Source organism: uncultured Metabacillus sp. (assembly GCF_947503125.1).
Taxonomy (GTDB): domain Bacteria; phylum Bacillota; class Bacilli; order Bacillales; family Bacillaceae; genus Metabacillus.
Genome location: NZ_CANNCR010000032.1, coordinates 1 through 15,881 on the forward strand (window position 1 = coordinate 1; position 15,881 = coordinate 15,881).

Annotated in this window: 12 protein-coding genes and 1 pseudogene; 7 read left to right on the forward strand and 6 right to left on the reverse strand. The window is 37.8% G+C overall.

Going from position 1 to position 15,881, the window contains the following annotated elements:
• Nucleotides 1-74: 74 nt before the first annotated feature.
• The 4 genes and pseudogenes from Q1B07_RS17645 to Q1B07_RS17660 form a co-directional block, all read left to right on the forward strand.
• A pseudogene (locus Q1B07_RS17645) lies at nucleotides 75-881 on the forward strand (sugar phosphate nucleotidyltransferase); the annotation flags it as partial.
• Between the two features lie 36 nt (nucleotides 882-917).
• A complete protein-coding gene (locus Q1B07_RS17650; protein ID WP_299092701.1) occupies nucleotides 918-1,940 on the forward strand; it encodes a sugar phosphate nucleotidyltransferase in 1,023 nt (340 codons plus the stop codon).
• Nucleotides 1,941-2,363: 423 nt separating this feature from the next.
• Nucleotides 2,364-3,215, forward strand: coding sequence for a YitT family protein (locus Q1B07_RS17655; RefSeq protein WP_299092706.1), 852 nt, complete (start codon nucleotides 2,364-2,366; stop codon nucleotides 3,213-3,215).
• A gap of 320 nt (nucleotides 3,216-3,535) precedes the next feature.
• Entirely contained in the window at nucleotides 3,536-4,306 is a 771-nt protein-coding gene (locus tag Q1B07_RS17660; protein WP_299092699.1) for a methyltransferase domain-containing protein, read from the forward strand.
• A gap of 598 nt (nucleotides 4,307-4,904) precedes the next feature.
• Here the strand turns inward: Q1B07_RS17660 and Q1B07_RS17665 are convergent.
• Entirely contained in the window at nucleotides 4,905-5,465 is a 561-nt protein-coding gene (locus tag Q1B07_RS17665; RefSeq protein WP_299092697.1) for a DUF2777 family protein, read from the reverse strand.
• 218 nt (nucleotides 5,466-5,683) lie between these two features.
• Between Q1B07_RS17665 and asnB the strand changes: the two genes are divergently transcribed.
• Nucleotides 5,684-7,534, forward strand: coding sequence for an asparagine synthase (glutamine-hydrolyzing) (gene asnB / locus Q1B07_RS17670; protein ID WP_299092695.1), 1,851 nt, complete (start codon nucleotides 5,684-5,686; stop codon nucleotides 7,532-7,534).
• 61 nt (nucleotides 7,535-7,595) lie between these two features.
• On the opposite strand, the gene Q1B07_RS17675 is transcribed toward asnB, so the two are convergent.
• Nucleotides 7,596-8,954 (reverse strand): MATE family efflux transporter, encoded by a 1,359-nt coding sequence (locus Q1B07_RS17675; protein WP_299092693.1) that lies wholly within the window; start codon nucleotides 8,952-8,954, stop codon nucleotides 7,596-7,598.
• A gap of 122 nt (nucleotides 8,955-9,076) precedes the next feature.
• Here Q1B07_RS17675 and Q1B07_RS17680 point away from each other — a divergent pair, with 122 nt between their 5' ends.
• Nucleotides 9,077-9,949 carry an AraC family transcriptional regulator gene (locus tag Q1B07_RS17680; RefSeq protein ID WP_299092692.1) on the forward strand — a complete coding sequence of 291 codons (873 nt, stop codon included), beginning with the start codon at nucleotides 9,077-9,079 and terminating at the stop codon, nucleotides 9,947-9,949.
• A gap of 2 nt (nucleotides 9,950-9,951) precedes the next feature.
• Here Q1B07_RS17680 and Q1B07_RS17685 read toward each other — a convergent pair whose 3' ends face one another.
• A complete protein-coding gene (locus Q1B07_RS17685) occupies nucleotides 9,952-11,709 on the reverse strand; it encodes an alpha-glycosidase (protein WP_299092690.1) in 1,758 nt (585 codons plus the stop codon).
• A gap of 159 nt (nucleotides 11,710-11,868) precedes the next feature.
• On the opposite strand from Q1B07_RS17685, the gene Q1B07_RS17690 reads away from it, so the two are divergent.
• Nucleotides 11,869-13,368, forward strand: a complete 1,500-nt coding sequence (locus Q1B07_RS17690) for an alpha-amylase family glycosyl hydrolase (RefSeq protein ID WP_299092689.1) — start codon at nucleotides 11,869-11,871, stop codon at nucleotides 13,366-13,368.
• A 74-nt stretch (nucleotides 13,369-13,442) separates the two neighbouring features.
• On the opposite strand, the gene Q1B07_RS17695 is transcribed toward Q1B07_RS17690, so the two are convergent.
• The 3 genes from Q1B07_RS17695 to Q1B07_RS17705 all read right to left on the reverse strand — a co-directional run bounded on the left by Q1B07_RS17695 (nucleotide 13,443) and on the right by Q1B07_RS17705 (nucleotide 15,796).
• Entirely contained in the window at nucleotides 13,443-13,868 is a 426-nt protein-coding gene (locus Q1B07_RS17695) for a MarR family transcriptional regulator (protein WP_299092688.1), read from the reverse strand.
• 119 nt (nucleotides 13,869-13,987) lie between these two features.
• Entirely contained in the window at nucleotides 13,988-14,614 is a 627-nt protein-coding gene (locus Q1B07_RS17700; protein ID WP_299092687.1) for an FMN-dependent NADH-azoreductase, read from the reverse strand.
• Between the two features lie 309 nt (nucleotides 14,615-14,923).
• Nucleotides 14,924-15,796, reverse strand: coding sequence for an SDR family oxidoreductase (locus tag Q1B07_RS17705; RefSeq protein ID WP_299092686.1), 873 nt, complete (start codon nucleotides 15,794-15,796; stop codon nucleotides 14,924-14,926).
• Nucleotides 15,797-15,881 lie beyond the last annotated feature (85 nt).

Genomic DNA, 15,881 nt, shown 5'->3' on the forward strand with positions numbered 1-15,881 from the left:
TCGAGAGGTGGATCGCTGGCCTTCCTAGTTATATCAAGGCTTATTTGCCGATCTCACTCTGCGAAAGTTGAGTTAATTATATAAAACAATATGAGCCGGAGTATGTGCTTATTCTATCAGGGGATCACATTTATAAGATGGATTACAGTGAAATGCTTGCTTACCATATTGAAAAAGAGGCAGATGTCACAATTTCAGTTATCGAAGTACCTTGGGAAGAAGCAAGCCGTTTCGGTATTATGAGTACAAATGAAAGTTTGGAAATTTTGGAGTTTCAGGAAAAACCGGATCACCCAAAGAATAATTTAGCCTCAATGGGCATTTATATTTTTAAATGGTCTATTTTAAACAAGTATCTCGAAATAGATGCGCACGTCCCAAATTCGAATCACGACTTTGGAAATGACGTCATTCCTTTGCTTTTAGAACAAAAGAGAAAGCTTTTTGCATATCCGTTTAAAGGATACTGGAAAGATGTAGGGACTGTGAAGAGTTTGTGGGAGGCAAATATGGATTTACTATCGGTGAATTCACAGCTGAACTTATTTGAACAATCTTGGCGCATTTACTCTGTTAATCCAAATCAGCCTCCCCAATATATCGCCCCTGCTGCTGAGGTCGTTGAGTCCTTAATTAACGAGGGTTGTATTGTAGAAGGAAATATTTATCATTCCGTACTGTTCCAGGGAGCCCAGGTTGGAGAGCATTCGGTTGTCAATAAGTCTGTCGTAATGACGGATGCTAAAATAGGAGCTGATGTTTATATTGAAAATGTAATTATTCCTCCAGAGATGCATGTTCCAGACGGTACAATCATTCGTGCTGATTCAGAAAAGGATGAGGTTATTTTAGTTTCCGAAGAATTGCTTTCTGCGTTATAAGACGAGACAATTAAGCAAACGAAGGAGATGAACGCAATGAATAAGCAAATGTTGGGAATTATTGATGCATCACCATACACAGATGAATTAAAACCTTTAACAACTCACCGTACATTCTCTGCAATTCCGATTGCGGGAAGATACCGTTTAGTTGATTTTATGTTATCTAATCTGGTTAACTCCGGCATCTATAGCGTTGCGCTTTTTCCGAAAATTAACTCCCGTTCGTTATTAGACCATCTTGGTTCAGGCAAGCAATGGGATTTGGCTCGGAAAAGAGACGGTCTCTTTGTTTTCCCCCCAAGGGCAGATTACCCATTAGATCAATCTTCCATCGTTTCCCTATTGCGTTACCATATTGATTACTTTTTGCGAAGCAAGCAAAAATATGCGGTCATTACCAATAGTTGCACGATTTGCAATATTGATTTTAAGGATGTTCTGGATCATCATATTCGCTCAAATGCTCATATTACAGAAGTTTATCACAAAGAACAATCGCTTCATCTGTACGTTTTAGAAACAGCTTTATTGATTGATTTAATTCATCAAGAAAGTTTCCATGTGAAAACATTAAGTGAGTTCCTTCAATCTTTTTCTTCGAAATATAGCTTTTCCCGTTATGAACATGAAGGCTATACAATGGTTATATCCGACATTTCTTCCTACTTCAACAGCAGCATGGATATGTTGAATCGGCCAATCTGGGACCAGCTATTCGCAAAGGATAGACCCGTCTACACAAAAGCAAAAGATGAGCCTCCAACGCGCTATACGAAAACAGCTGTTGTAAAAAATTCCATGATTGCCAATGGGTGTGTCATTGAAGGATATGTAGAAAACTGTATTATCTTCCGCGGGGTAAAAATTGAAAAAGGTGCAATCGTTAAAAATAGCATTGTCATGCAAAAAAGCTGCGTTGGAGAGAAGGGCTTATTAAACTACGTTATTTTAGATAAAGACGTAAAGATAGAAAGAAATATACAATTAGTTGGTGATATTGAGAATCCTAATGTAATCCCAAAAGGAACCGTACAAGGCTCTTTGATGAATTTGTAATTGCGGCATTTGTCGCATCAGGATGAAAGCCGTTTGTAAAACAGGAAGTTTAGCGAATGTTCTAGGAGCTCAAAGATATGAATGAATTTAACTCCATTTTAGGCAGGTTTCACTTCATGATAGGTTACCGACCTAAGGTAATTCAACGAAAAAACGCTATCCTTTGTAATAGAATAAAAAGGATAGTGTTTTTTTATAAGTTTAAGATAATATTAATGCATTACCATTAATATTTATCCACTTGAAAGCGTTTTACAAAAGTGCTTATTTTTTCTTGATACATATTATTATCCTTTTGATAATGTTTATATCAATAGCTTTTGAATGTATTTTCAGAATAAACTTTTAAATTTTCGTTTTCTTTAAAATCGATTATAATTCTCTCATAATGAATAAATATTAGTCTTGTCTTTATTTGAAAGGATGAGGGATTTGACTAGACCAATCGTCATTTTTATTGGTTCTCTATTAATAGCAATAGCCTATAATCAATTTCTGATCCCACACGAAGTGTTAAGTGCTGGAATTAGTGGGATTGCCATAATTGTTGGCTTATTAACACCTTTTGATACTGGGGTAATGAATTTATTATTGAATTTGCCACTGCTTATTTTAGGGATGATGAAGCTTGGAAAACGATTTATCTCCTATACAATTTTGAGTGTTATTGTTCTTTCGGCAGCCCTTTACTACTTACCGGTGTATGCGGTTAGCTCAGACCCAATTCTTTCATCCATTTTTGGCGGAGTATTGTCTGGCATTGGAATCGGCTTAATATTGAGATACTCAGGATCCACAGGCGGTTTTGACATAATTGGAATGATACTAGCTAAGAAAATGGATTTCCCAATAGGAGCTATTTTGACAGGATTAAACGGAATTGTTATTTTGGTTTCAGGATTCCTTCTAAATTGGGATTCTGCTCTTTATACATTAGTGTCAATTTTTATTACAGGGAAAGTAATTGATTCCATTCATACTCACCACATGAAATTAACAGTCACTATTATTACGGACAAAGGCGAAGAAGTTCGTAACAAACTTTTAAGTCAGCTTTACCGCGGAATTACGATTATGGACGGAGAGGGCGGCTATACACAAATTAAGCGCAAGATATTGATGACTGTTATTTCCCGATACGAACTTGCTGATATGAAGCAATGTATTCGTGATGTTGACCCGAACGCATTTGTAAATATTACACAGACTGTTGATGTGATGGGTTTATTTAATCGCGATCAATCGAAAACAGCATTGCAAATGGAGAATTTGTAAACTGGGAGTGGTAATCACATTCCATAAGTTGAATAAAATTTTTTGTTGATTTTGAAAGGAGCTATTGGCTCTTTTTTTTTATACCATTAACTTCTTGTATCTAAATATAAATTGTCTATTCCAAAAATTTATCTTATCGAATTTTAGATGAAGTTGTTGAATACTTACTGGTGATAACATTTCCTTATCGCAACTTATAAATAAGTTATCATTTTCTTATTTTTATTTTCGAATATAGTAATAGTATAAGAGTAAAATCACCATGAATTGGAAACTGATATAGAACAAATTCACTAGCATTTAAGTGAAGGAGGAAAACGATGGATATTAAAAAGGATGTTCAACAGCAATTTGGTCGCAGTGCAAATCATTATGTAATAAGCAAAGGACACCGTAAAGGCGGAGATTTGAAAAAGCTCGTCGAAATGGCTCATGTGACGGGAAGCGAGGAGGTTCTTGACGTAGCCACAGGGGGTGGACATACAGCAAATGCTCTTGCTCCGCATGTTCAAAAGGTAACGGCCTTGGATCTAACACCTGAAATGTTATCAGCTGCTGAAAGGTTTATAAAAGAAAACGGACATGATAATGTTGTGTTTGTTGAAGGTGATGCTGAAAAATTGCCTTTTCCTGACGAAACGTTTGATCTCGTTACGTGTCGTATTGCCCCGCATCATTTCCCAAACATTGAACAATTTATTAGCGAGGTTTATCGTGTGTTAAAACACGGAGGAACATTCTTATTGGATGATAATGTCGCTCCCGAGGATGAGGGATTCGATCAATTCTATAATACTCTTGAAAAAATGAGGGACTATAGCCATTACCGGGCTTGGAAAAAATCAGAGTGGCTGCAAAAGCTAGAATTAAATGGGTTTGAAATACAAGAATGGCATCGTTTCGAAAAACGATTTGAATTTGAGAACTGGTGTGATCGGATGCATTTATCAGATTCGCAGAAAGCCGATTTAAACGAATTTATCCTCAAGACTACAGAAAAGGTAAAACGAAAATTTCGGATTCAAATAAATGATACTCAAATTACTTCATTCATTGGGGAGGCAATTCTGGTAAGTGCAACGAAAGAATAAAACAAATGAAAGTGGCAAGAGGAATAAACATTAATATTTATAGGTTCATACGGCTTGTTTGAAATTATTGTTGGAGCAATTTATTAGATTTATCTTTTTAAGATTAATTGTGGGAGCACTTTTCATAAAAGGAAATATAGATAAAATGCCTATGCAATACGTTTAAATATTGTGCTGCAAAAGAACTTAATTACGATCTTCCAGTATAGAACGTAAATGGTGTATTTCTAGTTTTATAAGTTTTTTAACAGATGGATCATTACATCGTTTAAAATCGCTCATTAAGCGTTCGAGTTCTCTAGAAAAAAGGAAGTAGTCATTTTTATCAAGCATATCCAACCCCCTATTCTTGGTGTTTAGTAGTAAATACCCGTTTATAAACGATTTAAAACCTCATTCAGCAATCCGTTTGTAACAAAAGAAATATTAATTTAATGATTGTGAAAAATAGAGGTTCAACTGAGGGATGAAGACTCTTTTTCAATGAAATAGGGCGCCTTCTCATTGATCATGGCGCCCGAAAATAGATCTTATCTTCATTTTTTAGTTGGATTTTCCCTTTTTAATCAATCCTAGTCATCGCGAGGAGCTTCTATGACTAATACTTAGAACTTATAAGCCCTCTTTCTCCAAGACTGGTCGTAAATTCAAATCGGTCTGAGCAATGAACACCCCGCTCAAAATGATGCTGTAGACCGCAAATATTATTTTCATTATCAAATTGATAAAAGGAAACACCCTTTTTATGTACTTTATTTTTTAAAAAATAGAGATGGTTATAGGAATATATACAATCAAAAGGCGAGAATGATAAGCTGTTAAGCTGTCTAATCAGGCGCATAAAGGTTTCATCGCGAAGCTCCTTTAGCATTTCATCAAGTGCAATAGGCAGCCTTTTTCTGATACGAACGGTATCCCCGCAATTCAATGATGTTAAGCCAAGCTCTGTTTTCACCTTCCCTAACCCCAGCCATTTTCCGGGTTTCCACCCGTGTGGACTTAAAATTTCTAAATAATTATCTTGAATCTCTTCTAATAAATGAAGTTCATCATTCATATCATCATATATGACATATTGTTCGTTCGTTACTTCGATTAAGCCAATAACGTACGAACGTTTTTGATTTAATAATAAGTCTGCTCGTTTAGAAGAATACATTCATTAAACCCTCCAGTGATTGTGAAACATGTAACGATAGTTATGGAAATACTGTTATCAACGTTTTAGACAAAAGTGATCAGGTTTATGCATGAACAGAATTTTCTGGGACAATTCAACAATTGATTAAGATGGGCATACAATACAATCTGCCAGAAGTAATGGGACGTGATGTGTTTAACAAACATGATAATTTACCCTAGGGAGATGATGCATCAATGTGTGGGATCACCGGATGGATAAACTTTAGAGAAAATATCCTTCATAAACAGGATACTGTTAAAAAGATGACAGAAACCTTGGCGAAAAGGGGGCCAGATGACACAAACATATGGGGAGAAGGAAACGTCTTATTTGGTCACAAACGATTAATTGTTGTTGACCCGGAATGCGGCATTCAGCCGATGACCCGGACAAAGGAAGGGAATTCTTATACGATTTGTTATAACGGTGAACTATATAACACAGAGGATATTAGAAAGGTCCTGTTAGCAAGAGGATACACCTTTAAAGGTCATTCAGATACTGAAGTTTTGCTGCAATCCTATATTGAGTGGGAAGAGGAATGTGTTCACCATTTAAATGGGATTTTTGCCTTTGCGGTTTGGGATTCTGCAAAGGAGAAGTTATTCATAGGCAGGGACCGTTTAGGGGTTAAACCGTTATTTTACAAGGAAGCTAACGGATCGCTTATTTTTGGTTCAGAATTAAAAGCGATTTTAGCCCATCCATCTGTTTCAGCAGTGTTAGATAAAACAGGCTTGTCAGAAATATTTGGTGTCGGCCCTTCCAGAACTCCGGGAAATGGCGTTTTTAAAGGAATCGATGAACTTCGCCCTGCTCATGCCCTTACCTTTACAAAAAATGGGTTAAAGAAATGGCGCTATTGGAATGTCGAAAGCAAGCCGCATGAGGATTCATTGGATGAGACAGCTGAAAAGGTCCGCTTCCTATTTACAGATGCCGTGAAACGGCAGCTTGTATCAGATGTGCCTTTATGTACGTTTCTTTCCGGTGGGGTCGATTCAAGCGCGATTACAGCGGTAGCCGCGGAGCATTACAAGCAGGAAGGAAAAGGCAGACTCCATACGTACTCGATTGACTATGAGGACAATGATAAATTCTTTAAAGCAAATGAGTTTCAGCCAAATTCCGATGCTCCATGGATTAATAAGATGAGTGAAACATTCAATACAGTACATCATCGCTGTGTGATTGCCCAGCAGGAATTAGTGGATAACTTAATCGAAGCGACCATTGTACGTGATTTACCAGGTATGGCTGATGTTGATTCTTCGCTGCTTTGGTTTTGCCGGGAGATCAAGAAGGAATTTGTCGTTAGCTTGTCTGGGGAGTGTGCAGACGAAATTTTTGGAGGATATCCATGGTTTCACCGCCCAGATGATTTAGCAAGATCGGCATTTCCTTGGATGCGTTCAACCGATGAGAGAATAAAGCTGTTAAAACCAGAATGGCAGGAAAAGCTAAAGTTACATGAATATGTGCAAGCACGTTATCAAGAAACGGTTAATGAAACCCCGCTTCTTGATGGAGAATCGGAATTAGAAGCTCAGCGGCGCCAGCTCTTTTATTTAAATATGCATTGGTTTATGACGAATTTATTAGACCGTAAAGATCGGATGAGCATGGGAGCGAGCTTAGAAGTTCGCGTTCCATTTGCGGATCATCGCCTTGTTGAGTATGTATGGAATATCCCTTGGGAAGTAAAGATGTATGGTGATCGTGAAAAAGGCATCTTGCGTAAAGCATTAGAGGGAATTCTTCCGAATGAAGTATTGTATCGAAAAAAGAGTCCATATCCTAAGACACATAACCCGGAATATACAAGGCTGGTGAAAAATTGGCTTTCTTCACTTATTGCCAGAAAAGATTCAATCTTACATGTATTATTAAATAAACAGGCACTACAAGATATTATTGAATCAGAAGGAAAAGCATTCCAGGTTCCTTGGTTTGGCCAGCTAATGTCCGGACCGCAGCTATTAGCACACTTAGCACAAATTCATGTATGGTTTGAAACCTATAAGATTAATATTGATGAACGGTAAAAAATGTAAGATTAAAGTAGCGAGGGACTGCAAATATGCAGTCCCTTAGTCTATCCTTCAATTATTGTGTGACGGGTCTCTGAGCAAAACTTTTTGTCATCCAAGCCCGTGATTTCCAACGATGCAGCATAATAATTCCTCGAAGCCATTCATCTGCTATAAATGCAATCCAAACGCCGATAAGTCCTAAATCAAAGTGAATGCCTAATAGATAGGCAACCGGTACACTTACACCCCACATGGACAGCATCCCCATATAAGTTGGAAAACGGATATCTCCGGCAGCGCGGAGTGATCCAATTAAAACCATATTAAAAGCTCTGCCAGGCTCAAGTAATATCGTTAGAAGAACAAGAATACCTCCAATTTCTAAAATATTTTCATTGGTTGTAAAAATGCCAAGGAGGGGATCAGAAAATATACTAAAGATGATGGCCATTAGCGTAGAAATAAGAATCCCTGAATAGAGACTTTTTAATCCCCTCGAATAAGCGGCATCATAATCCTTCGCTCCTATTAAATAACCAATTAATATTTGTGTCCCTTGGCTGACTGCTAAGCTAAACAACATCATAAACATCATGAGATTTTGTGTGTAAATTTTTGTTGTTAATGCCTCTGTTCCTAACATGGTGATAAAAAATGTTATTACCATCTGGGAAGTGTTATAAGAAAGTTGTTCACCTGCAGTAGGTACACCGATATGCAAAAGGTTTTTAATATGGTGTCCTGGCAGCTTAAATAGCTCTTTAAGATTGATCGTAAAGTGAACACGTTTCTTCAATACATAAACGATGACAATTAAACCTATTATACGTGATACAACTGTTGATATCGCAACACCTGGAACTCCGAGTACAGGTAAGCCGAATGGACCGAAAATAAAAAAGTAATTCCCTATAATATGGATAATATTCATCCCAATTGTGATATACATCGTATCCTTCGTATAGCCATAGCTTTTAAGAATGGCACTTGCTGTCATAAACAATGCTTGAATAAAGGAGAAGCCCCCTACAAGCTGTAAATAAATAGTTGCTTCCGGCAATAGTTCTCTAGGAAGATTCATCAGTAATAGAATCTCTTCACTTGCTATGACAATGGCTACACTAATAATCATGCTTATTAAAAAGTTTGCTGAAAGAGATACAGATGAAATCTCTTTCGCTTCTCTAAAATTATTCGCACCTAAATACCTAGCAACAAGAATTGTCGTACCTGTTGCAATGAAACCAAACATGACAATGATCAGAAATAAAATTTGATTTGATACACCAACAGCTGCTACTGCATTATCTGAATATTGACTTAGCATCAGTGTATCAGCACTCCCTAATAACATATGGAGCATTACTTCTATAAAAATTGGCCATGTTAGAGCAAATAATGTCATTTTACGATCTGGTTTTCTTAATGACATTTTCTCTCAACTCCTTCGATTATGCGTTAACAATTCTTACTTAGTTTACAGACGTTGTAGTATAATAGAAAGAGAGGATAACGACAACTTTTGGAGAAATACGACTATAAGGGAGATGCCGGATGGCTTACATTGCATTTAGAGTTCCGCCATTTCCGACCTTAATAAAAGGCGGGTATGCGGTATTTGAAAAGGGAGCCAAACACTTTAAAAGGGTATTTACAGTGTTTGATTTGATCTATGTGAAGTCAGGAGAATTATATATAACCGAGGATCAAACTCCTTATACTGTTGGTGAGGGGCAATACATCATTTTAGTGCCGGGGTTTGAACATTTTGGCCATAAGGAATGCCAAGTAAAGACGGAATATTATTGGTTACATTTTTTAATTCCTTTAGATCACGAGCTTGTAGAGGAAGGGATTGAGAATTGGGCGGATATCCAAGAATCAGAGGGAGACTTTGTGACTCCGGCATCGTATCGTTTTTGCCTTCCAAGTTTTGGAGAAACCCAGAATATGAAGTTTGTAGAAAATATTTTTGATAACTTAATGAGTATAGATCATCAAGCACCTGATTATCAATTAAGGCAGCAGCTGTATTTTCAAGAATTTCTTCTCCATTTGCAAAAGGAGGCCTGCAAAATCCCTTCTGCTGCAGAGCGTGTTGTTGAAGAAACGGTTAAATATATTCAGGAGAAATTTAAAGAGGAGATCAAGATGGAGGATATCGCGAATACCCTTCATTTTCATCCTGATTATATCACACGTTGTATGCAAAAAGTCATCGGTGTCACACCAAATATGTATTTAAATCAATATCGAATGAATCAAGCGAAAAAACTGCTGGCCACTACTGATGATAAAGTGGCAAACATCTCACAGGAAGTAGGGATTATTGATTCAACCTATTTCTCAAAGCTCTTTAAAAGAATTGAGGGCATAAGCCCTCTTGAGTATCGGAAAGTGATTCATAGGAGACAGCAAAGAAGTTGAACTTATTTAGTGATCAGCAAAAAAGTAAAATCATAGGGCTCTAATGTGACGGAAAGCTCGTTGGCATGTGCTGCAAACTCTTCCATCCTCCATAGATCAAGGATGGTTTTATCATGTAAGTCTAGAGGCAAGGGAAGAGTTTGTGTTGAAGGATGATTATTCATGACAGCAATGAAAAGCTGATGCTCATTTTCTTTGCTATAGCAGAGATAATTCCGTTCATTCTCAGCCGCCAAGATGTTAAATGTTCCTTCATTTGCTAAGATAGGGTAGCTCTTCCGCAAGTTGATCAGCTTTTTAAAAAAGTTCATCATGTCATGGTCCTGGTGCTCCATCTCCCACACCATACATTTTCTGCAGCCGGGATCCTGCTCGCCGGTCAGTCCGATTTCATCTCCATAGTAAATAGAGGGGGAGCCAAGAAAGCTGAGCTGAAAAGCTGTCAACAGCTTTACCTTTTGTCGATTCATTCTTGCTAGATTTAATAATCGGGGTGTATCATGGCTTCCAACTAAATTAAATGCAGCCTCATGTACAGGTTTTGGGTATTGATGAAGGCAGTTTTGCAGGTCGTGACTAAATTGTTCGGCACCTATAGCATCGTAAGCAAAAAAGCGGAGAAGATGGTTTGCTAACGGATAATTCATGACTGCATCGAATTGATCACCCGCAAGCCATGGCAAAGCATCATGCCAAACCTCGCCAACAAGATAAACATCCTTATTAATGGCTTTCACTGCTTGCCTAAAATCCCGCCAAAATTGATGATCAATTTCGTTTGCCACATCCAATCTCCACCCATCGATTTCAAACTCCCGAACCCAATATTGTCCAACCTCCAGCAAATACTTTTTGACATCAGGATGCTGGGTATTTAATTTTGGCATTTTCTTTTCGAATGCAAAGGTATGATAGTGCGGTTCACCTTCATGAGTTAAGGAAGAAAAGTGAAACCATTTCTTATATTGAGAGGCATCACGATTTTTTAAAGCATCCTGAAAAGCTGGAAACTCCTCACCGCAGTGATTAAACACAGCGTCAAGCATAACCCTTATCCCGCGTTTATGACATTCGGACACCAATCGTTTAAATGTGTTCTTATCGCCAAATTGCGGATCGATTTCCATATAATCAATTGAATCATACTTATGATTGGAACGAGCTTTGAAAATAGGTGTAAAGTAAATTCCATTGATTCCTAAATCAACTAAATAATCAAGCCGCTCGATAACCCCGTCAAAATCCCCGCCAAAGATTGTGGAAGCTGTTGGTTCCGTGCTATTCCATGGCAGTGTCCCATGCGGATCATTTTCTGGATTTCCATTTGCAAACCGATCAGGGAAAATTTGATACCAAATCGTGTTTTTCACCCATTCTGGAGCAGAAAAACAATCTGACGGGTGATGAAACGGAAAACAAAAATAAGCTGAAAAATCATCATGAACCGTGTCACTAAAGCCTTTTTCCGTGTAAAACAGCTCTTGTTCATGATTTTTTAATTGAAAGGCATAACGTATACGGCGCTGAGGCGGAATGACTTCAACAGCCCAGTAATCAAATAAATCATCATTTCCGCTCTTTTGCATATCGACAGTAGAATGCTTCCAACGGTGGTCTTCAAATTCAAACGGGTCCCCATAATAAAGGGTAATAGAATGTATGTCGTTTCGTTTTGCCTTTAACTGAATATGTAAGGCATGTTCATTAATGGCATAGGCAAATTGATTTTTTGGTCGATGGTAAATAGCCTCTTTAAACATAGATTCCTCCTTTATGAGCCTTTCATAGATTTTAAACTATCAATATAATTGACACATATTAAGAAAAATAACCAATTTCCGTTTGACGTGCGATAAGTGAAAGCGCTACTCTTAACAATAGAGTGAAAAAACCTTGAGTTTAGGAGGAACGGAAATTAAATGGTTAGAAAGGCTTTCATACGATTACTCATTCCGTTTCTTCTTTTTTACGCCTTACCAGTAAGTGCAGCTGAAAAAGAAGAACATCCATGGCAGGAGGAAATCGTTTATTACATAGTTGTTGATCGTTTTAATAACGGTAATCCACATAATGACGGGAAAGATCGAAATCCACAGGATCCCGCTGCCTATCATGGCGGAGACTTAGAAGGGGTTATAAAAAAGCTCGATTATCTGAAAGAAATGGGCTTTACCGCAATCGCTTTATCATCCGTTATGGCTAGTGAAGATTATACTGGAAATCTTGTTGAAAACCATAAACAGGTAGAAGAACATTTTGGAAGCATGGCAGATCTCCAGCGGTTGGTTGAAGAGGCACATAAACGGGAGATGAAAGTCATCTTAGAGTTTGTCGCAAACCATGTTGGACCGAATCATCCTTGGATCGAGGAAAAGCAGCAATGGTTCCATCAAAAAGTTGACTTAACAGATGTCCAAGATCAAGAAAACCGCTTAAACGGTTGGGTTAACGGATTACCTGATCTCGCGACTGAAAACGAAGAAACGAGAGATTTTTTAATTGAAACAGCTGCATGGTGGCTTGAGGAAACAAACGCAGACGGTTTTTACATCAATCATCCTGATACGATTGAAACAGAATTTTGGCAGCTATTTCAAAGTGAGATAAAAAAGGTAAACAACAATGCTTATTTAATAGGTTCCTTGCTAGACTCTAGCAATGAATCGAAGTATCTTGAGTCAGGATTTGATTCCATTCTAAATGAACGATTTTTTCAAGAAGCATCAGACATGTTTGCAAAGGTTGATCTGCCTTTTGCGGCTATGACAGACGTTGTGGAGAATTCATCACCTGCACTGATAACCTATCTTGATAGTGATAATGATGTCCGCTTTACGAGAAAATCAGTTGAAAATAACCAGCATCCAGGCATTCGCTTGAAAATGGCATTATCCTATATGTACACGATTCCTGGAACACCTTTCGTTTATTATGGAACAGAAATTGCCTTGAATGGGGGAGAGCCTCCTGAAAATCGCCCGCTTATGAATTTTCAATCTGATGAGGAATTGATTGATTATATTGGTAAGCTGGCAAAGATTCGCAACAGTCTGCCAGCCCTGACTAAAGGGGATTATCATGTCTTGTATGAAAAAGATGGTATGATCATTTTTACACGGACACTTGAGGACGAAACAGTTATTGTAGCGATCAACAATACATCTGCTTCACAAAAGGTCGTGATCCCTGAGGCTGATATTGCTGAAAATAAAGAGCTTCAAGGATTATTAACGGGTGATACATTTGAAGAAGAAAATGGAGAATATGAGTTTATCCTTGATCGCGAAATTGCTGAGATTTATGAAGTGAACGAAAAAAAGGGCTTGAATCTGCCGTTTATTAGTGTGTTTATTTTTGTACCCGTTTTGTTTATTGTGTTTTTAGTGCTGGCAAAAAAGCGAGGGAAAAGAAAAGAGTAATGGAAAAGAGCTGATCAGGTTGGTCAGCTCTTTTTGACGATCACTTAAGTATTAAAAATGGCGAACAAGAACATTCATTTTAAATTTTCTCTCATCTTTGAGAGAATGCTTCGTAGCTGCAGCAACTCTTCCTCGGAGATATTTTTACAAAGCGTTTCATGAAATTCTTCAGCGATCGGAATAACGTGCTGACTTAATTGCCGTCCAGCTTCAGTTAAATATAATCGCTGAATTCGGCGGTCATTTGGACAGCTGACCCTGTTGATAAATCCTTTTTGTTCGAGGCAGTGAGCCATTCTGGCAATATTTGTTTTATCCTTGTCGAGCTTTTCCGCAACCTCATTTTGACTTAGGCCATCTTGTTTCCAAAGCAGCATCATAATTAAATTTTGTTCTGGTGCAATATTAAGCGGGGCTAGTTTACTTTTAATGTAGCTTGTAAAAATTAAGTCGGATTGATGGATATAAATACTGATATAGTCATCTAATGCTAGGTTCATTTCATCTAAACTCCCAATTATTGTCTTAAAATAAGTTTAGATTGAAGCTATCTTAATGTCAATTTGCCTGATGAAAATGAAAAAAGGCTAACCATTTGATTAGCCTATAGAAACGAACATTAAAATGTATTTGCCGCAGTTGCTGCTTCTCTAAGTCCGTTTTCAATGATTTCATTTGCTTTGTCCGGGTTTTGATTATGCCCTTCAATAATGATGCTGGTCACATCTTTAATACCAAAGAAATCTAGAATCGTAGTTACATAGTTAACAGCCATTTCTTTTGAAGCAGCAGGCCCTTCAGAATAGACGCCACCTCGAGCATTAAGGAGAGCAACTTTTTTATCAGAAAGTAACCCGACTGGCCCTTCCGGCGTATATTTGAACGAAGTACCAGCTTGAGCAAGATAATCCATGTAGGTATGCAGTACAGCAGGAACAGTAAAGTTCCAAAGCGGGAAGGCAATGACAATTTTATCTGCTGCAAGAAACTGATCCAAATATTTTTTAACCGTTTTTGTTGCGGCTTGTTCCTCTGGAGTCAACTCGAGCCCCTTTCCTAACTTAAACATGCCGTTAATCATATCCGTGCTGTAATATGGTAAATTCTCTTCGAATAAATCAAGCTCCATGATTGTATCTTCAGCATGTGACTCTTTGTAGCTTTGCAAGAAAGCATCATATAATTGGACACTAACCGCCTGTGCCGCAGGGCGTGAATTTGCTTTAATAAATAATACGTTTGACATACATCTTCCTCCAGTTTTTAGTTGTTATAGCAACTTTGATTTCCCTCTACACGATTTTTTTAAAAATCTAACAAAAAGGTTGCTATACATACTATTTAAATTTAAAAAATATCATTCCTAAAGTCAAATGATTAAACTTAGGTGTTTCTAACGTATAGTTTATTTGAAAAGCGAAGGGACGTAATCATTTTAATGGAGGATGTTTTTTCCTGATATTGTCGTAAGTCTTTTGGTGTAGTTTTATTTAAGAGGGGAAAGGCTGTTTCAAAATGATTATCTCTTTTTGAAACAGCCTCTTGTCATCTTTCTCTACCCGTTAATAACCTTCCCGCCATTTACATGAAGGGTTTGTCCAGACATATATGAGGAGTCATCACTTGCTAAAAATACATATGCTGGTGCTAATTCTTCTGGTTGCCCAGGTCGTTTCATCGGTGTATCAGCTCCAAACGTGGCAACTTGATCTGCCGGGAAGGTTGACGGAATTAATGGAGTCCAAATTGGACCTGGTGCAACAGCATTTACACGGATCCCTTTGCCCGCTAAAGAAAGGGATAAGGATCTAGTAAAGGTTGTAATCGCTCCTTTAGTTGCTGAATAATCAATTAGCTGCTCATTTCCAGCATAGGCAGTAATCGATGATGTGTTAATAATTGCACTGCCGCCCTTTAAATGGGGAAGAGCAGCTTTTGTTAAATAGAAGAAAGAGAAAATATTTGTTCGGAATGTTCGTTCAAGCTGCTCGCTTGTGATATCTTCAATGCCTTTTTGTGGATGCTGTTCAGCAGCATTGTTTACTAAAATATCGATTTTTCCAAAAGCATTGACTGCCTCTGACACAATTTGCTGGCAAACTAATTCATCTCCAATATCCCCTGAAACGAGTAAGCATTTTTGTCCATGTTCCTCGACATGTTGTTTTGTTTCCTCTGCATCCTTTTGTTCATTTAAATAGGAAATCACAACATCTGCGCCTTCTTTTGCGAAAAAGACGGCAACAGCACGTCCGATTCCGCTGTCTCCTCCTGTAATGACCGCGACCTTGTTTTTCAGCTTTCCGCTGCCAATATAGGTTTTATCCTCAAATGCAGGTGCTGGATTCATAATATCCTCATGACCTGGCTGCACATTTTGATGCTGTGGCGGCATCGTTTGTTTTGGTTGATTTTGATTGTTGCTCAAATTGATTACCTCCTAAATGGAATTCGATTTTTGTAGTATGTGAAAAAATGGATGAAAGTATGTTTTTCTGGAGTGGTTTTGATAT

Coding starts and splice junctions, on each gene's coding strand:
- Q1B07_RS17650 (WP_299092701.1), top strand. CDS start 918: ATGAATAAGCAAATGTTGGGAATTATTGATGCATCACCATACACAGAT.
- asnB (WP_299092695.1), top strand. CDS start 5,684: ATGTGTGGGATCACCGGATGGATAAACTTTAGAGAAAATATCCTTCAT.
- Q1B07_RS17660 (WP_299092699.1), top strand. CDS start 3,536: ATGGATATTAAAAAGGATGTTCAACAGCAATTTGGTCGCAGTGCAAAT.
- Q1B07_RS17700 (WP_299092687.1), bottom strand. CDS start 14,614: ATGTCAAACGTATTATTTATTAAAGCAAATTCACGCCCTGCGGCACAG.
- Q1B07_RS17665 (WP_299092697.1), bottom strand. CDS start 5,465: ATGTATTCTTCTAAACGAGCAGACTTATTATTAAATCAAAAACGTTCG.
- Q1B07_RS17690 (WP_299092689.1), top strand. CDS start 11,869: ATGGTTAGAAAGGCTTTCATACGATTACTCATTCCGTTTCTTCTTTTT.
- Q1B07_RS17685 (WP_299092690.1), bottom strand. CDS start 11,709: ATGTTTAAAGAGGCTATTTACCATCGACCAAAAAATCAATTTGCCTAT.
- Q1B07_RS17680 (WP_299092692.1), top strand. CDS start 9,077: ATGGCTTACATTGCATTTAGAGTTCCGCCATTTCCGACCTTAATAAAA.
- Q1B07_RS17675 (WP_299092693.1), bottom strand. CDS start 8,954: ATGTCATTAAGAAAACCAGATCGTAAAATGACATTATTTGCTCTAACA.
- Q1B07_RS17695 (WP_299092688.1), bottom strand. CDS start 13,868: ATGAACCTAGCATTAGATGACTATATCAGTATTTATATCCATCAATCC.
- Q1B07_RS17655 (WP_299092706.1), top strand. CDS start 2,364: ATGAGGGATTTGACTAGACCAATCGTCATTTTTATTGGTTCTCTATTA.